Raw genomic sequence first — 19,316 nt, forward strand, 5'->3', positions numbered from 1 at the left:
AGCGGTGTCCATCTGAGCGTTATTTGAGCATAACCTGGTATGTTTTGCCCGATTTTCATAAGAAATGCCCCAGCCAATCGTCCGCATTCTGGACGAATCGGCCGGGGCGTGCCCGGAACCGGGCAGGATCTGGGCGGTCAGTCCGCCATGGCCTCCAGCAGCGACTCCTGCAGCGCGCCCAGCCACAGGTACGCCATCACCAGCGGCTTGCGCTCGTCGCCGTCCGGCAGCTCGTAGAGGCCGTCCTCGTCCTCCTCGGAGACCTCCAGCCGGATGCCGACGGCCAGCCGCAGGTCGTTCAGCGCACCCAGCCAGCGCAGGCAGTCGGGCGCGGCCAGCTTGAGCACCCCGCCGCCGTCGCCGAGGCCGTCCAGCGACCGGACGACGAACAGCGCGTCGTCCCGCTTGCGGGCCCGCAGGTCCAACTCGGTGAAGCGGCGGAACTCCCCGGCCGCGGCCCTGGCCTCCTCGTCCGCCGGCTTCTCCGGGTCGCCGTACGCGTCCGGGAAGAACCGGGCCAGCACCGGGTCGGCGGGCGCCTCGGACGGGCCCTCGGCGAACAGCGCGGCCAGCGGGTCCCCGTCCTCGCCGCCCGGGCCGGGGCCGATCAGCTCCAGCACCTGCACTTCCAGCGAGCGCAGGATGGAGGCCTCCCACTCGTCCAGCGCGATCGCCGCGCCGCCACCACCGGTGCTCTCGAACAACCCAGCCATCTGTATCGGTCAGCCCGTCTTCGTCGTCTTCGGTCGGACGGCCGGCGGTCCGGCGCCCGTCGGTCGGCACCGTCCGCCGCCGCACCGGCCGTACCGGCGCCGGTCGGCCCGGCTCCGGTCGGCCCGGCGTCAGTCGTGCTGCAGCGTCGCCCAGAGGCCGTAGCCGTGCATCGCCTGGACGTCGCGCTCCATCTCCTCCCGGGAGCCGCTGGAGACCACCGCCCGGCCCTTCGTGTGAACGTCCATCATCAGTTCCCTGGCCTTGTCCTTCGGATAGCCGAAGTAGGCCTGGAACACGTACTGGACGTAGCTCATCAGATTGACCGGGTCGTTGTGCACGATGGTCACCCAGGGCGTGTCCGGCTCGGCCACCGGCACCCCCTCGACCTCCGGGCGCTCGATCTCCACGGGCGCGACGCTCACGCCGGGTCCTCCTCGCTGCACAGTCGTCCGTAACCCCTCATGCCCCATGCTGCCATCCGGGGGACACCCGGGCGATTCCGACCCGGCGGGCTCCACGAGAAATCGTCACTCTGACGCTAAGTGGTAGTAGCATCATCCTCATGGACGCCACTTCAGTGCGCGCGGCCGGCTCGACCGCGCTACTCACCGACCGCTACGAGCTCACCATGCTGCAGGCCGCCCTGCGCAGCGGGGCCGCGCACCGCCGCTCCGTCTTCGAGGTGTTCACCCGCCGCCTGCCCGGCGGCCGCCGCTACGGCGTCATGGCCGGCACCGGCCGGGTCCTGGACGCCGTCGAGAACTTCCGCTTCACCACCCCCCAGCTGGACTGGCTGGCCGACCAGGACGTGGTCGACGAGGGCACCCTGCGCTTCCTCGCCGACTACCGCTTCCGCGGCGACATCCACGGCTACCCGGAGGGCGAGGTCTACTTCCCCGGCTCCCCGCTGCTCACCGTCGAGGGCAGCTTCGCCGAGGCCGTGATCCTGGAGACGGTGATCCTCTCGATCCTCAACCACGACTCGGCCATCGCGGCCGCCGCCTCCCGGATGACGGCCGCCGCCGGCGGCCGGCCGGTGATCGAGATGGGCGCCCGCCGCACCCACGAGCAGGCCGCCGTCTCCGCCGCCCGGGCCGCCTACGTGGCCGGCTTCGCCGCCACCTCGGACCTGGAGGCCGGCTTCACCCACGGCATCCCCACCACCGGCACCGCCGCCCACGCCTTCACCCTGGTGCACGACAGCGAGCGGGATGCCTTCAAGGCGCAGATCGCCTCCATGGGCAAGGGCACCACGCTGCTGGTCGACACCTACGACCTGCGCGAGGCCGTGCGCACCGCCGTCGAGGTGGCCGGCCCCGACCTGGGCGCCGTGCGGATCGACTCCGGCGACCTCACCCTGCTGGCCCACCGGGTCCGCCGCCAGCTGGACGAGCTCGGCGCCGACCGGACCAGGATCATCGTCACCTCGGACCTGGACGAGTACGCGATCGCCGCCCTGGCCGCCGCCCCGGTGGACGGCTACGGCGTCGGCACCAGCCTCGTCACCGGCAGCGGGCACCCGACCTGCGCGATGGTCTACAAGCTCGTCTCCCGGGCCGAGACCGACGGCGGGCCGATGGTGCCGGTCGCCAAGCGCGCGGCCGGCGGCAAGACCAGCATCGGCGGCCGCAAGTGGGCGGCCCGCCGCCCCGACGCCGACGGTGTGGCCGAGGCCGAGGTGGTCGGCACCGGCCCCGTGCCGGAGGAGCTGCGGGCGCACCTGGTGCAGGTCCCGCTGGTGCTCGGCGGCGAGAGCGTCGGCCGGGAGCCGCTGAGCGCCGCCCGCGACCGGCACGTGCGCGCCCGCGCCGCGCTGCCGCTGTCGGCCACCCAGCTGTCCAAGGGCGACCCGGTGCTGCCGACCGAACTGGTCCTGCCGGCCGGGGCCTCCCGCTGACCGGGGCCCGGGGCCGGCCCGCCGGGCGGGCCCCGGGACTTCCGCCCCTGCGCGGCACTCCCTAGAGTCAGCCGTAGAGTTCCCCGAGTTCCCCGGAGCTCCCCGAGTACCCCCCGCGCCCGGCACCGCCGGGCCGCGTACTCCCGAGGGCTCCCCCACCGGGGCGCCGCCTCCCGCGGGCCCCCGAGATCCGAGGATGCGAGCCATGCACCGGGCACTGATCGTCGTCGACGTGCAGAACGACTTCTGCGAGGGCGGCAGCCTGGCCGTCGCCGGCGGCGCCGAGGTGGCCGCCGCCATCACCGACCTGATCGCCGAGGCCTCCCCCGGCTACCAGCACATCCTCGCCACCCGCGACCACCACATCGACCCGGGCGAGCACTTCTCCGCCGAGCCGGACTACGTCGACAGCTGGCCGCCGCACTGCGTGGCGGGCACCGAGGGCGTGGGCTTCCACCCCAACTTCGCGCCCGCCGTCATCTCCGGCGCGGTCGAGGCGGTCTTCGACAAGGGCGCCTACTCCGCGGCGTACAGCGGCTTCGAGGGCGTGGACGAGAACGCCCGCGGCCCGGTGGAGTGGTTGCGCGAGCGGCAGGTCGACGAGGTCGACGTGGTCGGCATCGCCACCGACCACTGCGTCCGGGCGACCGCGCTGGACGCCGCCCGGGCGGGCTTCACCACCCGGGTGCTGCTGGACCTCACCGCCGGGGTCGCCCCGGAGACCACCGCCGCCGCGCTGGCGGAGCTGCGGGCGGCCGGGGTCGAGCTGGTGGGCGAGCCGGTGGTCCGGGCATAGCGGTCCGGGCGTGGCGGTCCGGGCGTTGCGAGGGGGCGGGCGCGGGGTCGGGGGTCCGGCGGTCCGCTCGTGGCGGGGCCGGAGCGCGGGTGCGGCTCCGGGGAGCACGGGTGCGGCTCCGGGGGCCGGGGCCGTGCTCAGACCACCAGCAGCTCCACCACGTCCGTCCCGCCCACCCGGTACGCCTCGCACAGCTCGCCGCCCACCAGGTCCGGGCGGGCGGCCAGCCGGTCCCCGGAGACGTACACCACCCGGATGCCCAGGTACTCCATCCGGTGCTGACCGCCGCGCACCCAGGCGGCCTCACCCTCGCTCACGCTGCGCAGCTCCGAGTCCACCTCCACCGCGACGCCCCGCTCCGGCCAGTAGAGGTCCGGGACGGCGATGTACGTACCGCCGCGCATCCGCAGCTCGGGGGCGCCCAGCGGCGCGGGCAGCAGCCGCTCGGCCACCAGCCGGCCGAGCCGCTCCAGCACCGAGTCCCGTTCGGCGGCGAGCAGTTCGTCCAGTGCGGCGCGCACCCGGGGCTCGCCGGTCAGCCCGGACTCGGTCAGCTCGGCCACCAGCTCCCGCACCGTGCAGCCGTCCCCGGTCCGGGCCGCGGCCTCCCGCAGCACCTCGCGCACCGGCGCGGAACCGCCCGGCCGCGCCGTCCACTCGGCCAGCGCGTCGGCGACCGCCCGGGCCACCGGCGCACAGGCCAGGCCGTGCACCGAGCGGGCCACCAACTCCCGTTCGGTGCGCCGGATCCGCACCTCTCCGACGTCCTTCAGCCGGCGCTGCCGGGGCACCAGGACGTCCACCCCGGTCACCGCGGGCAGCCGGGGCACGACGGTGAAGCCGTACAGCGCCAGCGCGGCCGTGCCGGTGATCACCGCCCCCTCCCGGCGGCCCTCCTCGCGGCCGTTCTGCGCGGCGTACAGCAGCGCGGCCCACATCCGCTGCTCGGGGGTGGGCTCGGCGGCCTGGAGCAGGTAGACCCGGGGCAGCAGCCGCTGCCAGGGGCCGCCCCGGCGGCAGTGCTCGGTGATGATCCGGGCCGGCACGCCACGGGCGCGCAACTGGCTCGCGGTGACGACGTTCTGTTGACGCTTCGCCAGCTCCTCCAGGGACGGCGGCGGCGACGGAATCCGGTAGCTCATGCCGACACCATCCCCAACCGCCGGGACCGGCGAGCGGGAGCCTGACGCACTGTTACCCAACCGTCGCGAAACCGGGATCAGCCCGCACTAAAGTCCTCATACCCTCACTCATTTGGAGTAATTGACGCTCATCAGGTTGTCATATGTGATCGAAAACGATCGTCAACCAGGCCGCCTGACCCAGAGTGACCAAAGGCATACGGCGAGGGACCCCCGGCGCGTCAATCCCGCCCCGGGGATTGCCTAGGCTTACGTCATGTCACGTGACGAGACCGCCGGCCTCCGCGCGGCCCAGCTCCGCCTCGGCCGTCTGCCCGGATACGTCCGCCGCCCGGACCCCGCCCGTCGCAGCGGCGAGAAGGGCCATACGTACAAGAAGGGCTGGGAGGTCCGCTTCACCGCCCGCAGTGAGGCCGAGATAGCAGAGATCCGCGACCTCGTGGTCGCCGCCGGGTTCGCCCCGGCCAGGCCCTTCTTCAAGGGCCACCAGTTGATCCAGCCCGTCTACGGGATGGCGGCCGTCCAGGCCTACCTGGCCGCCAGACAGGCTGCCGAGGAACACGCCGCCCGGGCCGCGCTCGGCCGCCGGCGACGGGCCGCGCACGCCTCCGGAGCGCTCGCGGGGGCCGGGCACGGCCCCGCGGGCGGGCACGGCACCACGGGCGGGCACGGCACCGCCGGTGCGCACGCGCCCGCAGGTCCGCACGCCCCCGCGGGCGCGACGCACCGGTGCGAGCGCGAGGAGGCCGCTGCCGGAGCAGCCGCGGCGGCTGCGGCCGCGGCTGCCGCAGCGGCGCAGGCGGCCCGGCGACGGGCCGTCGAATCCTTCCCCACCCAGGTCGAACGGACCGTCGCCGTCGACCGGATCTCCCCCACGGAGGCGCGGACGACCTCCTGACGGGCAGTCGTCCAGCCCGCCCTCCCGCCCCGGCCGGTCATGTTCGAGCCAGTGCCGTCCACGCCAGTGCCGTTCGGACCGGTGCCGTTCGGGCCGGTCCGATCCCGGTCCGGCCCCCGGCCCGTCCCGCTCCGGGGCGGGCCCCGCCCCCGCCGCCCCCGGGGCGACCGACCGACCCGCTGCGGCCACGGCGCGCCCCCTTCCCCGCGCGCCGGCCGCCCCGCCCGGGCGGCCGTCATCACGGTGACGACCATGCCCTCTTCCGTGGCGATCTTCCCGACGATCGTGAGCGCGGTTGTGCGCGTGGTTGTGCGCGCCCGGGTTCGCGCCCTGAGCGTGGACGCCAGCCGCCGCAGGCCCTACGGTGGCACATCAACCGCTCTGCGGCCGCCGCCGCTCCACCCCCTCTGACCAGCCGCGACACGCTCGCAGCGACGAATCCCCCGCCACGGCGCAGTACCGCACCGCCGGCCCTCGCCGGCCCCCCGCCCGGCCGTCCCGCCGCCGCGCCGCACCCGGTCGCCACCGGAACCGGCCTGGCGGCGGCAGGTTCCGGGCATTCCATCGGATTGGTCACCCAGCGCACCGAGGGCCTACCGTAGAGTGAGCACAGATGATCGACCGTCAGAAGTCCATCTCCCTTTCCGAGAAGCCGAGATGACCTACCGTCACGAGAGTTCCGCCGCGCCGCCCCCGAGGCCCGGCGAGCCGGCGGACGTACCACTGGAGTTCACCGCCTTCTGCGAACTCCACCGCCCCCGGTACCTCAGCTACGCGCGCGTGTGGCTGACCGAGCACAGCGCCGCGGCCGTCGCCGTCCAACAGGCCTTCGCGGAAATCGCGGTGCGATGGCGGGAGTTGATGGGCAGCTCCAACCCGACCGCGCACGCCTGGGAGATCCTGCGCGGCACCGTCGCCCACCACACCCAGCAGGTCACGGCCGACCCGGACCGCCGCCCGGCCGACGACGACCTGGCGATCCTCCACTACGTCGTCGGCCTCGCCGCCCCCGAGATCGCCGACGTCATCGGCACCGACGCCGCCAGCGTGGCCGGACGGCTGCGCCGCACCATGCTGCGCGAGGCCTCCGGCTGGTGACCCCGCGCCCCGGCCGCCCCCGGCCCGCCCTCCGGACCGCCCCCCGGCCGTCCCTCAGACCCGCTCGCCCGTCACGTCGAACAGGTGGTGCACCGGGTCGTGGATCAGGTACCGGGCGAACGACTCGACCGTGAACCGCGCCCCGTCACTGCGGTTCCCGGTCCGCTCCCACTGCGCGCCGGCCACCCGCTCGAAGGCCGCGGCGAGCACCTCCGCCGCCTCCGCCAGTTCCCCGGCCACCACCCCCGGGTCCTGCTCCGCGTAGCGGTCGGCCACGGCCGTCGCGTCCTGGTCCCAGTTGGCGAACAGGGGGTCGTCCTGGTCCAGCATCAGCCCCAGCCGGACGGCGAACAGCCGGAACACGTCCCGCACGTGGCACGCGTACTCCAGGTCCGACCACACCCCCGGCTCGGGCCGCCGCCGCAGCCCCGCCACATCCCCCGCCAGCACCCGCGACCAGCCCCGCGCGTTGGCCCGGACCATCCCGGCGACGTCCTCCCGCACCACCCGCGGGGTGTCCAACCCGCAGTCCGGACAGGGGCGTTCCAGCACCCACGTCCAGTCCTTGGTGTCAGGGACGATCCCGTCCCCGGCGCTGCCCGTCACGGTGGTCGGCGTGCTCTCGGAAGTAGTCATGGGCCCAGCATCGCCTCGGCAGCGGCGCCCCACCAGCGCCAAGGCCGCCAGCGACCGCCGAAATGCTGCCACCCCGGGCGCACACCCCGATCGGCCCGCCGCTCACCGCCCCGCCTGCCGCCGCCGGACCACCAGCACCACGGCGGCGCTGACCACCAGCACCAAGCCGCCGACCGCCGCCCAGACGCCACCCGACCCGCCGGCGGCGCCACTGTCCCCCTCGGGGACCATGGGCACGACGGGGGGCTCATCGGAAGCACTGCCGTCGTCATTCGGTGGTGTGCCCAGCGATTCCGCCCGCTGGGCGAGCGGGTTCTCGCGGGGCCCGTCGTCCACAGCGGAACTGGGTTCCAGTGCCTTCGCGGGAGAGAGGATCCCGTAACCGTACTCGTTGTTGGGCACCGCCCCGCCGGACGGCGGGGCGGCCGACTTAATGATCCGATTGATCACCTGCCCGGCGGACAGGTTCGGGTACTTGGAACGAATGAGAGCGGCCGTGGCGGATACGTAGGCCGTGGAGTCGGAGGTACCGTTCCCGATCGCGTAGCTCGTCAGGGACTTCGCTGAGGCGCGATAGATCTCAACGCCTGGCGCAAGAAGGGTGAGTTCGGGACCCGACTTCGAGTTGTCCCATACCTTCCCGTTGGAATCCGCGGCTCCGACGGCCACCACCCCCGGAAAGGCCGCCGGATAGTTGACGCTCAGGTCCGCACCGCTGTTGCCCGCGCCCCCGACCAGGACAACGTCCTTCGACACTGCGTAAGCAACGGCCTTGCGGGCCTGGGAGTCAAAACGGAACGTCCCTCCGATGGACATGTTGACGACCTTCGCCCCGTGGTCCACCGCGAAACGGATAGCCGCCGCGAGGTCGTTCTGTTCAGGGACTTGACCACCCTCGCTGGTCCTCACCTTTACCGGGAGGATCTTCGCTTTGGGTGCCAGACCCATCACTCCGGCCTGTGTCCCGTGCCCGTGTCCTGCGATCAGACTCGCCATGCCAGTGCCATGGCCGTCAGTATCGGTTCGGCCGTCCGATGTGGTGCCGGAGAAGTCGGCTCCGGGAAGGACCTGGCCGGTCAGGTCCTGGTGGTCCGAGTTCACTCCACTATCGATCACCGCGACGGTGACACCCTCCCCCTGGCTGACCGGCCAGACCTTCGTCTCGGCCTCGAAGGTCTTCAAAGCCCACTGCTGGTCCCTGACCTGGTCGGCCAACGCCGCCGGCACTGCGCCAGCCCCGGTCAGGGCCCCAGCGGCAAGGACCACCGCACCAAGTGCCAACAGGCGGATCGCCAACCCGGTCACCCCACTCAATGAGGCATCCCGCAGCTCACCGACGTGCGGGATGCGATCAAATCACCTGTCCGCTTACGGACCGAACTCATTCCACCACGTTCGGATTGGTGGGCTTGTCCGACGCCCAGGTTTCCTCGTCCTCGACGAGGTAGTCCGGTCGTTTGCCGTCCGTCCTCTCGTTCTTCCTACGGCGCTGCGCGTCGCTCACCGGGATGCCAGGCGCCATACCGACCGGGCCACGGGCACCAGGGTCGGCGTTCAGCCGACTCCGCGCACCCAGCCCGGACCCGCCTTCGGTGAACGACTGCCTGCCACGTCCTCCGGAGCCGGGAGGGGTCTCACTGACGGCACCGCCAGGACGTGCGAGCGGCCCACCGACCACCTGGTTGAAGCCTGACGTCCGGCCTTCCCGGGTTCCAGGGACCGAATGGCCCGCTCCCCCGACACCACTGACGGTCCTGCCTCCCCGCGCCCCCGGCGCCTCCACCGGTCCTGCGCCGCCGACGAATTCCCTCCCGCTGAATCCGGCCTTGCTCTGCCCGAGAGCAGGCCCGACAGGAGTGGCCTGTACGGCTGGCGCCCCCGGACTGACACCGGTCTGCGTGCTCCCACCGGCTACCGGCCCGCTGGTGGAGCCCGTGGGCGATGGCGCCATCAGGCCGGACGTCTGAGTACCGGAGACAACCGGACCCGGGGGGTTACCGCCAGGACGGGACACCGGCGTGCCGGAGACGCCGGTCTCGGCGCCATTGGTCCCGGGAGTCGACGCCTTCGGTGGAGCCTGCGCCACACCGCCCTTGATCCCGGGATCCGTCGGCGCGGCCGCACTCTTGGGTGCGGCCCCTGCCGTCGTCGGAGGCGAAATGGACTTCGGCCGCTGCGGCGCCGCCGGGGCGGCTGGCCTCGGAGGGGTTCCCCCGACTCCGAACGACGTGCCCGATACCACTGCGGCTGCCGCTGCTGCCGCACCACTCGGGTCGACCTGCGATCCGGCGTCACGGCTCTCGTCCACAAGCGACCGCTGAAGTGACGGCGGCGGCTTGAGGGCCGGGGTGGCGACGCGGTAGTGCATGGCGAGGGTTTGCATGATGGCGGCCGCTTCGGCCTTCTTGCGGTCGGCGAGGGGGATGTGTTCGTCGTCGTCGCCGAAGAGGGCGTCACCGACGGTGTCCTTGACCTTGTCCCAGTTGCCGGGTTCCTCGGGCATGTCGCGTTTGGCCTTGGCCATGGCCTCGGAGGTGTTGTGGAGGATGTTGGCCGCGTCGTTGGCGTAGGCGGCGGCGGTGTTGATGCTGGCGGCCAGGGTGAGCATGCGGGTGTGGAAGGCGTCGCTGGTGGTGCCCTCCCAGGAGGTGGCGGCTTCGGTGCTGGCCTTGGTGAGGGTGAGGCGGATCTGCTTGAGGGTCTCGGCGGCCTTGCGCCAGGGGTCGCCGGCGGCCATCACCGCGCCGGGGTCGAGGGCCTGTGCCATCGTGCGGAGCTGGGCGTGGCTGTACTTGGTGAAGTCGGTGTAGACCACGGGCGGGCGGCCTCCGATCGGTCCGGGCGGGCGGCGGTCACACGGTGGCGTTGCCGCGGGTGGACGGGGTGCGGTTGCGCTGGGCGACGGCCTGGCTGGAGGCGGAGGGGTGGGCGACGGACCAGCCGTCCTCGCCGAGCTTGAGCTTCGTGGCGGTGTGCTGGTCCTGCTCCTCGTAGTTGGCCGCGGTGAGGTCGGCCTTCCGCTGGGCTTCGTCCACGGCTTCCTGGAGCTGGTTGAGGACGTCGCGCAGCGCGTCCCGCATCGTGCCGTAGCGGCCGTGGATCTCGGTGGCCTCGGCGAAGGTGCCGAAGGCGCTCCTGCCGATGGCGCTGCGGCCGTGCGCGTCGGTGCCGTCGGCGTGCTTCTGGAAGTCGGCGAGCAGCAGCCGGACCTGGCCGGCGAAGGTGCGGAGCTGTTCGACTTCGATGCGGTAGCCCTGTCCGGCTCCGCCGGTCGAGCCGGTGCCGGTCGTCCCCGATCCCATCTCGGCGCCTCCCCCGTGCGTCCGTTCCTGGCGGTCGGGGCCGGGGCCCCGGTGTCTCATGTCTAACACACCGGGCCCGAATCCCGCCTGGGGCACGGTCAGTTCGCGTTCGTCCCGGCGCGCAGGGCGTCGGCGAGGGCGCGCCGGCAGAGCGAGTCGGCGTGCCGGGTGGTCTCGGGGAGGCGGTAGCCGCGGGTGAGGTCGAGGGTGGTGCGGACGGCGGTGTCGAGGCCGGTGCGGTGGCCGACAGAGACGAAGACGGGTTTCACCCCGGCCCTGGTGCGCACGGCCCGGCCGACCTCCTCGCCGGTGGCCGGGTCGGTGAGGGGCGTCCAGGAGCCGCGCGGGGCGTCGGGTTCGCGGTGGTCGAAGGTGAAGGGGGTCTTGGCGACGCCGAGGGTGGGCAGTCCGGTGAGGACGCCGAGGTGGCTGGCGAGGCCGAGGCGGCGGGGGTGGGCGAGGCCGTAGCCGTCGCAGACGACGGCGTCGGGGGTGCGCGTGAGGGCGGCCAACGCGTCGAGGACGGCGGGGAGTTCGCGGAAGGCGAGGAGTCCGGGAACGTACCGGAAGGCGATCCGGCCGACGGCGGTGGCCTGTTCGACGACGTCCAGGGTGCTCCGGTCGAGCAGGACGGCCGCGGCGGCGACGAGGTCGTGTTCGTCGTCGTAGGCGACGTCGACGCCGGCGATCAGGGTGCCGGGGGCGGCCGGGTCGCGGTCCGGGTCGTCGTGGGCCTGGACGAGCGGGCGCAGCCGCTCCTGTTCGGCGAGCGCCTCGGCCTCGGTGGTGGGCCAGTCGGCGGGGATGGGCATGGTCGGTCCCCCGGGGGTGGTGGCGTGCGGTGGTGCGTGCGCGGTGTCGTCGGACGGTTCACCGTACCGAGCCGTACCGACCTCGCGACCGCCTCCGCACCGCCCGGCAACCCCCGCACCGCCCGTTGCGCCCGGGCCGGACGACCCCCGGGTGAGCCCGTGCGCCCCCCGTTGCCCCCGCCGCCGGGGGCCGGGCCGGAGGCCCCCGTCCCCCGCCGGGTAGCAGTACCGGGACCGGCACCACCACGGCCCGTTTCCCCCGACGCGCGAAGGACTCCTGCCATGCCGCGCCCCTCCGCCGCCCAGGCCTGTCTCGGCTCGTTCACCGTCGTCGCCACCACGGTGGCACTGCTGGCCGTGTCGGGCGCCTCCGGCGTCCTGGCGGTCGCGGTGCTGGTGGGGTTCGCGCTGGCGCTCGGCACCGCGGTGACGGTGCTGTCGATGTCGGCCGGGGCGGCCGGGGCGGCCGCGCCGGCGGCCCCCGCGGACCCGGCGGGTGCGCGCCGCCCCACCGCGGCTGCCGCCGCACACGCGTACGCCCGGCAGCGCTGAACCGCCGCCGGGCGCGGGCGCGTTGCGCCGCTCCGCTCAGACCTCCGTGGTGACGACCACGGTCTTCGCGGCCTTGTCGTGCAGGCACTGCCGGTAGGGCTTGTCGAAGACGCCGAAGAAGCCGTCGACGATCCACCAGAGCGCGGCGCAGCAGACCACGGCGGGGAGGATGAAGACGGCGGCCCTGGTCCAGGCGGCGGACTGGGTGGGCTTGCTGCCGTCCACGAGCATGGCGACGCGGATCTTCATGGCCTTCTTGCCGAGGGTCTGGCCGTCCCGGCTGAGCATCAGGGCCTCGTAGACGAGGTAGAGGGCGCAGCCGAGCCAGAACGCCTCGGTGGAGCCGTTGCGCGTGCTGAGGTCGCTGAAGGGGCCCACCACGAGGACGCCGACGGCCTGCATCAGGACGTAGTCGATCAGCCGGGCGAGGATCCGTTTGGACCAGGTGCCGATGGGCGGCATGCCGGGGACGGGGCCGGCGCCCGGGGTGCCGTACGCGCCGGGGCCGTAGCCGGTGCCGTAGCCGCCGCCGGGCGGCGGCTGGTCGTAGGGGGCCTGGCCGTACGGGTCCTGACCGGGGGTCGGGGCGCCGTACGGGCTCCCGCCGTAGGTGCCCTGGTAGGCGCCGGGGCCGTCGGACGGGTCGTGGGACGGGGTCGGGCCCGACGGCTCGCCTTCCGGCGTGCCGCCGCCCGACTGCGGGGGCTGCTTGTCGAAGGAGGGCTTGCCGCCCCCCTCCGGCTGGGAGCCTGAGGGGTCGTGGGTGCTCATGTCCCCGAGTAGAACACCGCACATTCTCGATGTTCGGGACATTTTGTCCGTTTTGCTCTTGGCCCCTGCCGACCCTCAGCCGCGCACCACCCTGGTCCGGGCCGCGCGGTCCTGCCAGCCCCGCCGCGCCGTGCGGTCGAACACCGGCCAGACCAGGCCGAGCAGCAGCACCGCGCCCAGTTGCCGCACGACCCAGCGGAGCAGCGAGCGGCCGAGGCTCAGCCTGGTGCGGGCCGCCGGGGAGGCGGCGTCCACCACCCGGATCCGGGCGAGCCGCTTGCCGAAGGTCTGGCCGGTACGGGCGACCGGCAGCACCTCGTAGAGCAGGCTGACGAACAGCAGGATGCCGATCAGCACCCCGACCTTCCCCAGCACCACGTCGTCCACCAGCCAGACCTGGACCTGCCGCCGGGTCAGGGCGCTGGCCATCCGGGCCTGGTCGACCTTCTGCTGGAGGTGGTCGGAGACGGAGCGGCCGAGCGGGATGCCGGCGGCGACCGCGACCACCAGCAGCACGACGGTGTCCACCGCCCGCGCCGCCAGCCGGCGGCCGAGGCCGGCCGGGGTGGCGATCCGGGTGGTGCGAGCGGTCCGGGAGGCCCGGGTGGAGGCGGGGGCGGCGACGGCGGAGGGCCGGGGCTGGACGGCGGTCCCCCGGGCGGTCCGCACGGCCGGCAGCGGGGCCTGGCGGGCGGGGACGGCGGCGGTCGCCGCGGCGGCGGCCGGGCCCCGAGCCGGGCCCCGCGCCGGGGCCGCGGCCGGGACCGCCCGCTCGCCGACCACCGGCACCGGGCCCGAGGCCAGCACCGCCGGAACCGGCGCCTCCCGCACCGCCGTCGCCACGGCGGGGGCACCCGCGGCGGCCAGCTCCACGGCAACCGGAGCGCGCTCCGGCTCCGCGCGCCCCTCCTCCGCTTCGAGCGCCTCCGGAAGCACCCCCCAGGAGACCCAGCGCGGCGCGTCCCCCGTCTCCATCAGGCCCCGCTGCGCCCGCGGATCGGCCTGCCAGCCGGACTCCCCGGCGGCCGCGACGGGGGCCGCACCACCGCCCGGGGAGGGCACCGAGGACGGCACCGGGGACGTCATCGGAGGCCGGTCCACCCCGGGCACCGCCGCGCCGGCCGGCGGCTCCTCGACCACCCCGGCCGCCTCGGCCGCCCCGGCGCCCCCGACCGGCCGTCCGCCACCGCCGAGGCCCGACGACACCCCCGACGGGCCCCCCGACGCCACCCCGGGACCGTCCACCGTCCGGAACACCGGCCCGCCGATCACCTCCGCCACCCGTGGCCCGAGCACGAAGGACGCCCCGCCCGAGGTCTGGTCGAGGTACACCGGCCCGGTGTCGCCCCCACCCGCCGGCAGCCCGGCCTGCACCTGCGCCACCGCCTCCGGCACCGCCTCGACCCCCGGCCCCGCCGTGCCCGCCGCCGGCGCCACCGGCGGCGGCACCGTCCGCGCCGCCGGGCCGCCGTCCGGGGCGGGCCGCCGGGTCGCGTACCGGGGCGGCCGCAGCACCTCGCCCTCGGCGGGGGCGGGCCGGCTGGTACCGGGCACCCAGGACGAGCCGCCCCAGTACCGGACGAAGCCGGGGATGGAGGGATCGGGGTAGTAACCGGGCCCGGGTGCGACGGCCGGGTCGCCGTCGGCGGCGAAGGGGCGGTCCGTCATGGGGGTCTTCTTCCTGGCAGGTCCTGTCGAGGACGGGTGCGGGCCGACCGGGCCCGACCAGCGCGGACGCTTCCACCCGCGCGCACGACCCGGCGCGCGCCCGGCGCTCGGCGCGCGTGGGGGCGCCGCCGATGGGCGGACAGTCGCCGGGCAGTCACAAAGGGTAGTACCTCATCGGCGCCGCGACGGAAAGTTCGCGATTCCCCGGACAGCGAAGGACGGCTCACGGTAAGGAACCCAGCGCATGGCGGTGGCTCGCGCGCCGTGCCATCCGCCGTTCACCACCCTCACCAAACTTCCCGAAGAAATCCCGGAAACGTGTGTAAGAGCCCGTGCGGACCGCCCTCTCACAGGTCACAGGGGCCCGAAACCGGGCACCGCCCGAAGGCAGAGAGGAAGACGATCATGGAGCGTCCCGTCAGCGTCGTCGAGCACGAGCTGGAGCTCAGCCTGGTGCTCTCCCCGGAGCACAGCGTCCCCGTCCCGGCCCGGCTGTCCTACGGCAGCCACGACCCGTACGCGGTGTACATCACCTTCCACCTGGACACCGGTTCCCCGGTGACCTGGGTGTTCGCCCGCGAGCTGCTGGTCGAGGGCACCTTCCGCCCGTGCGGCCAGGGCGACGTGCGGATCTGGCCGACCCGCTCGGGGCGGCGCAGCGTGCTCTGTCTGGCGCTCAGCTCGCCCGCCGGGGACGCGCTGCTGGAGGCCCCGCTGCCGGCCGTCGCGGCCTGGCTGGAGCGGGCGCACCGGCTCGTCCCGCCGGGCAGCGAGCTGGCCGCGCTGGACATGGACGGCTCGCTCGCCGAACTGCTCGCCTAGGCATGCGCCGCAGCGTGCACTGGCACGTACAGCAGCACCGGCCCGCCCCCGCGCACGGACCGGACCACGGCCGCGGCCCCGAGGACGGACACGAGGACGACCGCGGCCACGGAGACGGCCCCGGGGAAGCACGCGAACACCCCGGGAACCAGCAGCAGGGGAGCCGCAGCGGCGCCCCCGCCGGCTCAGCGGGCCGCGGGGGCCTGCTGACGGCCGCGGGCGGCGTCCGGGCCACCGGCGTCCCGCTGTCCGGGCAGCCGGACCAGCGGCGCGCCCGCCGACAGCCGCCGGGCCCTTATCCGGACGGCGGCGGCGAGCAGGAAGCAGAGCCCGACCCACGGGTAGACGGAGGTCGGCAGCTGGCGCCAGGGCGCCATGTCGAGGACGGCCGCGCCGACCGGCTTCGCGGCCCACATCGCGAAGGACAGGAAGCCGAGCAGGGTGGCCCAGAAGGCGGCCCGCCAGCGCAGTCGGCGGACGCCGGCCGGGCGGGCGTGCTCGACCGAGGCCTCGGCGGCGAGCAGGACGAGCATCGGCACGCACCAGACCCAGTGGTGGGTCCAGCTGATCGGCGAGACCAGGACGGCGGTGACGGCGGCGCAGCAGACGCCCCAGGCCTCTGACCGGGGCAGCCAGCGGCCGCTGCGCGCGGCCCAGGCGGCGACGCCCAGGCCCGCCAGCGCGACCAGGCCGGAGCCGACGGTGGCCAGGGTGCCGGGGTCGGCGCTGTGCAGCAGGCGGGCGAAGGCGCCGCGCATCGACTGGTTGTCGACGATCCAGGTCTTGCCGACCCGGGAGGAGTCGTAGAGGTACTCGGTCCAGAAGCCCCGGGTGGCGTCGGGCAGGACGAGGGCGCCGAGCAGGAAGGTGCCGAGGAAGGTGAAGCCCGCCACGAAGGCGGCCCGGATCCGGCCGGTGAGCAGCAGGTAGACCGCGAACAGACCGGGGGTGAGCTTGATGCCGGCGGCGATGCCGATCGCCACGCCCTTGCTGCGCCGCCCGTCCGGCCGGGTGAGGTCCCACAGGACCAGGCAGGCCAGCGCGAGGTTGATCTGGCCGTAGCGGAGCGTGGTGAACACCGGTTCGAGCCAGACGCCGAGGCCGGTCACCAGCACCACGCCGATCGCCCGCAGCTCGCGGCGCGGCCAGCCGGCCAGCTTGAAGGACAGGTGGGTCAGCAGGGCGAGCAGCCCGAGGTTGCCGAGAGTGATCGCCACCCGGAGGAAGGGGATCGGGAACCAGGTGGTCGGGACGAACAGCATGGCCGCGAACGGCGGGTAGGTCGCGGGCAGGTTCCACTCGGTGACGCGCAGCGCGTACAGGTCGGTGCCGTCGGCCACGGCGGCGCCCTCGGCCCGGTAGACGATCATGTCCACCATCGAGGTGTGGACGAAGTGGCGGACCACCGCGTACACCAGCAGGGAGAACAGCGCCACGGCGGAGGCCGCCAGCAGCGGTCGGCGGGGGGCCTCGCGCAGCGCCCGGACGGGGGCGCCGAGGGAGCGGCGCAGCCGGTCCGACAGGGGGGCCGCCGAGGGGTCGGGTGCGGTCCGCACCGGGCTGCGCTCGTCTTGCACCGCTGTCACTGTCCACTCCGTCCACGGCTCGGCCAACCAGCGACGATACCGGATGCCGTTCGGACGGGACCGGACACGATTGACTACGCAGCGTGGCAAAACGGCCCTGGCCACGGAGGTCGCCCCGGCGGGCCGGGACGGAACCGGCCCCGACGCCGACCGGGGGAACGGGCACACCGGCCGCCGTGGGGGTGACGGCCGGGGTCGGGTCGGCGGCGGGGTGGCCGGTGCGACCGACGCTAGCGGCGGCCCGGGGGTGCGGAGGACGGGCTGAGCGAGGGGTAGAACTCCCTTAGTCCCCTGTTAAGGAAGACCGCCGCCGGGCAGGGCCGGCCGGCGTCACTTCGGGAACAGCGCGCCCCTGGTCCGCCGCCGTCCGCCCCGCGCGGGCGGTGCCTCCTGCGCCCCGGTGCGCAGCCGCAGCCGGGTCTCGGCGCCGCCGAGCACCGCGGAGCGGCCGAGCGCGACGTCCCCGCCGGTGGACTCGGCGAGCTTGCGGACGATGTCCAGGCCGAGGCCGGTGGAGCCCTCGCCGCCGTGGCCCTCGCCGCGCTTGAGGGCGGCGGCCGGGTCGCTGTACCCCGGTCCGGCGTCGCCGACCAGCACGATCACCGAGCAGTCGGTGGCCAGCACGTCGACCGAGAAGGCGGTGCCGACGGCGGTGTGCCGGAAGACGTTGCCGAGCAGCACGTCGACGGCGGCGGCCAGGTCGGCGCGCTGGACGGGCACCGGCGCCGCCCGTTCGGCGCCGGCCAGCTCCCAGCGGCGTCCCTCGTCCTCGGCCAGCGCCGACCAGAAGGCGACCCGCTCCCGGACCACCTCGGCGGCGTCGCAGCCGACCGCGACGGCGGGCGCGTCCTCGGGGGCGCGGCGGGCCGAGCGGATGATCTGGTCGACCTCGCGCTCCAGCTGGGCGACGGCGTGCCGGGTGGCGTCGGCCGCGTCGCCCTCGCCGAGCGAGGCGGCGTTGAGCCGCAGCACGGTCAGCGGGGTGCGCAGCCGGTGCGACAGGTCGGCGGCCAGCTCCCGTTCGGCGGCGAGGAGTTGGACGACCCGGTCGGCCATGGTGTTGAACGCCTGGCCGGCCTCGCGCAGCTCCTCGGGGCTGCCCGCCGCCTGCCGGTCCTCGACCGGGACGCGCACCGAGAGGTTCCCGGCGCCGAGCGAGCGGGCGGCGGCGGCGAGCTTCTGCGCGGAGGCGACGATCCGGCTGCCCATCCGGTCGGCGACCAGCACCGAGATGGCGACCAGGCCGAGCGCCACCGCGGAGAGCACCTGCCAGGCGGTGGCGACGCCCCGGGTGAGGTCGCTCTCGGCCACGAAGACCTCGACCACCGCGGTGCGCCCGGTGTCCACCGCGACCGGCTGGAGCAGGGCGTACCCGCCGGCCACCTGCACGGTGAAGGAGCGGCCCTGGCCGCCGGCCGTGGCCACGTCGGCCGTGGCGGCGCGCCCCTGCCCCAGCACCGGCCCCCCGGGCTCGCCGGCCCCGGCGGCGGCCACCCCGGGGCCGCCCGCTTCCGGCCCCGCGCCGTGCCCCGCGTCGGCCCCGCCCGCTCCCGGCCCCGCGCCGTGCCCCGCATCGGCCCCGCCCGTCCCGGCGGGCTGCCCGGCCGCCGGAAGGTGCACCGCCATCCGCCCCTGCCCGCCGGCGTCCGTGCTGGCCAGGGCCCGGTTGATCGACTCCTCGTCGGTGGTGATCGCGAGGGCCGGCCCGAGCGCCGCGGCCTGCCGCTCGGCGGCGGTGAAGGCGCGGTCCCGAGCGGTCTGTTGGACCATCATCCCGAGCGGGATCAGGAAGGCCAGCGCGACCATGGTGGTGCCGGCCACCGCGGCCTTGATCAGGGCCCAGCGCAGCGAGCGCCCGAAGCGCCTCATGTCCGGTGCTCCTCCGGCCCTCCGGCGGCTTCCAGCCGGACCCCGACGCCCCGGACGGTGTGCAGGTAGCGGGGGTTGGAGGCGGTCTCGCCGAGCTTGCGGCGCAGCCAGGAGAGGTGGACGTCGATGGTCTGGTCGCCGCCGTAGGTCTGCTGCCAGACCTCGGCGAGGATCTCCTTGCGCGGGACCACCACGCCGGGCCGGGCGGCCAGGAAGGCCAGCAGGTCGAACTCACGGCGGGTCAGGTCGAGCTGCCGCCCGTCCAGCGCGGCCTCCCGCCGCTGGAGGTCGATGGCCAGCCCGCCGACCCGCAGCACCTGGGCCACGGGCGCCGCGCCGCCGCAGAAGCGGCGCAGCACGGCGGTCATCCGGGCGCTGAGGTGCTCCCCGGAGAAAGGTTTCACCAGGTAGTCGTCGGCGCCGTCGTTGAGCAGTCTGATGATCTCGGCCTCGTCGTCCCGGGCGGTGGAGATGATCACCGGCACGTTGGTCAGGCCCCGGATCATCTTGAGCGCCTCGCTGCCGTCCAGGTCGGGCAGGCCGAGGTCGAGGATCACCAGGTCACAGCCGACCTGGGCGACCTCCCGCAGCGCCTCCAGCGCTGTGCCCACGCTGCGGACCGCGTGGCCGGTGTCGGTCAGGTGGCGGATGAGGGCGGAACGTACGAAGGGGTCGTCCTCGACCACGAGCACTGTTGCCATGGGCCTGCACGGTACGCCATCGCCGGTCAGTGGTCTGTACCACGGGGGTGGG

Annotated in this window: 19 protein-coding genes; 6 read left to right on the plus strand and 13 right to left on the minus strand. The window is 74.6% G+C overall.

The window, feature by feature from the left end; translation table 11 throughout:
- Positions 1 to 137: 137 nt before the first annotated feature.
- Complete coding sequence (locus tag ACH5AR_RS26605) at positions 138 to 713, minus strand: DUF2017 domain-containing protein (protein WP_396304029.1); 576 nt, start codon at positions 711 to 713, stop codon at positions 138 to 140.
- Positions 714 to 842: 129 nt separating this feature from the next.
- The gene (gene clpS, locus ACH5AR_RS26610) at positions 843 to 1,136 is read right to left on the minus strand and encodes an ATP-dependent Clp protease adapter ClpS (RefSeq protein WP_396304030.1); all 294 of its coding nucleotides are present in this window, start codon (positions 1,134 to 1,136) and stop codon (positions 843 to 845) included.
- A 140-nt stretch (positions 1,137 to 1,276) separates the two neighbouring features.
- Between clpS and ACH5AR_RS26615 the strand changes: the two genes are divergently transcribed.
- Positions 1,277 to 2,611 (plus strand): nicotinate phosphoribosyltransferase, encoded by a 1,335-nt coding sequence (locus ACH5AR_RS26615; protein ID WP_396304031.1) that lies wholly within the window; start codon positions 1,277 to 1,279, stop codon positions 2,609 to 2,611.
- Positions 2,612 to 2,816: 205 nt separating this feature from the next.
- Positions 2,817 to 3,407, plus strand: coding sequence for an isochorismatase family protein (locus tag ACH5AR_RS26620; protein ID WP_396304032.1), 591 nt, complete (start codon positions 2,817 to 2,819; stop codon positions 3,405 to 3,407).
- A 137-nt stretch (positions 3,408 to 3,544) separates the two neighbouring features.
- Here ACH5AR_RS26620 and ACH5AR_RS26625 read toward each other — a convergent pair whose 3' ends face one another.
- Positions 3,545 to 4,549 carry a hypothetical protein gene (locus tag ACH5AR_RS26625; RefSeq protein WP_396304033.1) on the minus strand — a complete coding sequence of 335 codons (1,005 nt, stop codon included), beginning with the start codon at positions 4,547 to 4,549 and terminating at the stop codon, positions 3,545 to 3,547.
- 256 nt (positions 4,550 to 4,805) lie between these two features.
- On the opposite strand from ACH5AR_RS26625, the gene ACH5AR_RS26630 reads away from it, so the two are divergent.
- The gene (locus ACH5AR_RS26630) at positions 4,806 to 5,447 is read left to right on the plus strand and encodes a hypothetical protein (RefSeq protein WP_396304034.1); all 642 of its coding nucleotides are present in this window, start codon (positions 4,806 to 4,808) and stop codon (positions 5,445 to 5,447) included.
- A 657-nt stretch (positions 5,448 to 6,104) separates the two neighbouring features.
- Positions 6,105 to 6,545, plus strand: coding sequence for a hypothetical protein (locus tag ACH5AR_RS26635; protein ID WP_396304035.1), 441 nt, complete (start codon positions 6,105 to 6,107; stop codon positions 6,543 to 6,545).
- 54 nt (positions 6,546 to 6,599) lie between these two features.
- Here ACH5AR_RS26635 and ACH5AR_RS26640 read toward each other — a convergent pair whose 3' ends face one another.
- The 5 genes from ACH5AR_RS26640 to ACH5AR_RS26660 all read right to left on the minus strand — a co-directional run bounded on the left by ACH5AR_RS26640 (position 6,600) and on the right by ACH5AR_RS26660 (position 11,295).
- Entirely contained in the window at positions 6,600 to 7,181 is a 582-nt protein-coding gene (locus tag ACH5AR_RS26640) for a DinB family protein (RefSeq protein WP_396304036.1), read from the minus strand.
- Between the two features lie 102 nt (positions 7,182 to 7,283).
- A complete protein-coding gene (gene mycP / locus ACH5AR_RS26645) occupies positions 7,284 to 8,477 on the minus strand; it encodes a type VII secretion-associated serine protease mycosin (RefSeq protein WP_396304037.1) in 1,194 nt (397 codons plus the stop codon).
- Positions 8,478 to 8,562: 85 nt separating this feature from the next.
- A complete protein-coding gene (locus ACH5AR_RS26650; protein WP_396304038.1) occupies positions 8,563 to 9,996 on the minus strand; it encodes a hypothetical protein in 1,434 nt (477 codons plus the stop codon).
- Positions 9,997 to 10,033: 37 nt separating this feature from the next.
- Positions 10,034 to 10,483, minus strand: coding sequence for a hypothetical protein (locus ACH5AR_RS26655; RefSeq protein WP_396304039.1), 450 nt, complete (start codon positions 10,481 to 10,483; stop codon positions 10,034 to 10,036).
- 98 nt (positions 10,484 to 10,581) lie between these two features.
- A complete protein-coding gene (locus ACH5AR_RS26660) occupies positions 10,582 to 11,295 on the minus strand; it encodes an endonuclease V (RefSeq protein ID WP_396304040.1) in 714 nt (237 codons plus the stop codon).
- Positions 11,296 to 11,577: 282 nt separating this feature from the next.
- On the opposite strand from ACH5AR_RS26660, the gene ACH5AR_RS26665 reads away from it, so the two are divergent.
- Positions 11,578 to 11,847, plus strand: a complete 270-nt coding sequence (locus ACH5AR_RS26665; protein WP_396304041.1) for a hypothetical protein — start codon at positions 11,578 to 11,580, stop codon at positions 11,845 to 11,847.
- A 36-nt stretch (positions 11,848 to 11,883) separates the two neighbouring features.
- On the opposite strand, the gene ACH5AR_RS26670 is transcribed toward ACH5AR_RS26665, so the two are convergent.
- The gene (locus ACH5AR_RS26670; RefSeq protein ID WP_396304042.1) at positions 11,884 to 12,618 is read right to left on the minus strand and encodes an RDD family protein; all 735 of its coding nucleotides are present in this window, start codon (positions 12,616 to 12,618) and stop codon (positions 11,884 to 11,886) included.
- A gap of 75 nt (positions 12,619 to 12,693) precedes the next feature.
- The gene (locus tag ACH5AR_RS26675) at positions 12,694 to 14,286 is read right to left on the minus strand and encodes an RDD family protein (protein WP_396304043.1); all 1,593 of its coding nucleotides are present in this window, start codon (positions 14,284 to 14,286) and stop codon (positions 12,694 to 12,696) included.
- Between the two features lie 405 nt (positions 14,287 to 14,691).
- On the opposite strand from ACH5AR_RS26675, the gene ACH5AR_RS26680 reads away from it, so the two are divergent.
- Positions 14,692 to 15,108, plus strand: a complete 417-nt coding sequence (locus ACH5AR_RS26680; protein WP_396304044.1) for an SsgA family sporulation/cell division regulator — start codon at positions 14,692 to 14,694, stop codon at positions 15,106 to 15,108.
- A 185-nt stretch (positions 15,109 to 15,293) separates the two neighbouring features.
- On the opposite strand, the gene ACH5AR_RS26685 is transcribed toward ACH5AR_RS26680, so the two are convergent.
- From ACH5AR_RS26685 to ACH5AR_RS26695, 3 genes are all read right to left on the minus strand, one after another.
- On the minus strand, positions 15,294 to 16,694 hold the full coding sequence (locus ACH5AR_RS26685; protein WP_396304045.1) for a glycosyltransferase 87 family protein: 1,401 nt from the start codon (positions 16,692 to 16,694) through the stop codon (positions 15,294 to 15,296).
- Positions 16,695 to 17,024: 330 nt separating this feature from the next.
- Positions 17,025 to 18,563 (minus strand): sensor histidine kinase, encoded by a 1,539-nt coding sequence (locus ACH5AR_RS26690; RefSeq protein WP_396304046.1) that lies wholly within the window; start codon positions 18,561 to 18,563, stop codon positions 17,025 to 17,027.
- Positions 18,560 to 19,264, minus strand: coding sequence for a response regulator transcription factor (locus tag ACH5AR_RS26695; RefSeq protein WP_396304047.1), 705 nt, complete (start codon positions 19,262 to 19,264; stop codon positions 18,560 to 18,562). The genes ACH5AR_RS26690 and ACH5AR_RS26695 overlap by 4 nt, the downstream gene beginning before the upstream one ends.
- Positions 19,265 to 19,316: the final 52 nt, after the last annotated feature.

The sequence above is a fragment of the Kitasatospora sp. NPDC018619 genome, assembly GCF_044391605.1.
Lineage (GTDB): Bacteria > Actinomycetota > Actinomycetes > Streptomycetales > Streptomycetaceae > Kitasatospora.

Bases quoted from the DNA above. Each gene is read 5' to 3' on its own strand.
- ACH5AR_RS26630 (WP_396304034.1), top strand. From the start codon at position 4,806: ATGTCACGTGACGAGACCGCCGGCCTCCGCGCGGCCCAGCTCCGCCTC.
- ACH5AR_RS26675 (WP_396304043.1), bottom strand. From the start codon at position 14,286: ATGACGGACCGCCCCTTCGCCGCCGACGGCGACCCGGCCGTCGCACCC.
- ACH5AR_RS26620 (WP_396304032.1), top strand. From the start codon at position 2,817: ATGCACCGGGCACTGATCGTCGTCGACGTGCAGAACGACTTCTGCGAG.
- ACH5AR_RS26605 (WP_396304029.1), bottom strand. From the start codon at position 713: ATGGCTGGGTTGTTCGAGAGCACCGGTGGTGGCGGCGCGGCGATCGCG.
- ACH5AR_RS26680 (WP_396304044.1), top strand. From the start codon at position 14,692: ATGGAGCGTCCCGTCAGCGTCGTCGAGCACGAGCTGGAGCTCAGCCTG.
- ACH5AR_RS26670 (WP_396304042.1), bottom strand. From the start codon at position 12,618: ATGAGCACCCACGACCCCTCAGGCTCCCAGCCGGAGGGGGGCGGCAAG.
- ACH5AR_RS26625 (WP_396304033.1), bottom strand. From the start codon at position 4,549: ATGAGCTACCGGATTCCGTCGCCGCCGCCGTCCCTGGAGGAGCTGGCG.
- ACH5AR_RS26635 (WP_396304035.1), top strand. From the start codon at position 6,105: ATGACCTACCGTCACGAGAGTTCCGCCGCGCCGCCCCCGAGGCCCGGC.
- ACH5AR_RS26655 (WP_396304039.1), bottom strand. From the start codon at position 10,483: ATGGGATCGGGGACGACCGGCACCGGCTCGACCGGCGGAGCCGGACAG.
- ACH5AR_RS26665 (WP_396304041.1), top strand. From the start codon at position 11,578: ATGCCGCGCCCCTCCGCCGCCCAGGCCTGTCTCGGCTCGTTCACCGTC.
- ACH5AR_RS26615 (WP_396304031.1), top strand. From the start codon at position 1,277: ATGGACGCCACTTCAGTGCGCGCGGCCGGCTCGACCGCGCTACTCACC.
- ACH5AR_RS26695 (WP_396304047.1), bottom strand. From the start codon at position 19,264: ATGGCAACAGTGCTCGTGGTCGAGGACGACCCCTTCGTACGTTCCGCC.
- ACH5AR_RS26690 (WP_396304046.1), bottom strand. From the start codon at position 18,563: ATGAGGCGCTTCGGGCGCTCGCTGCGCTGGGCCCTGATCAAGGCCGCG.
- ACH5AR_RS26640 (WP_396304036.1), bottom strand. From the start codon at position 7,181: ATGACTACTTCCGAGAGCACGCCGACCACCGTGACGGGCAGCGCCGGG.
- ACH5AR_RS26660 (WP_396304040.1), bottom strand. From the start codon at position 11,295: ATGCCCATCCCCGCCGACTGGCCCACCACCGAGGCCGAGGCGCTCGCC.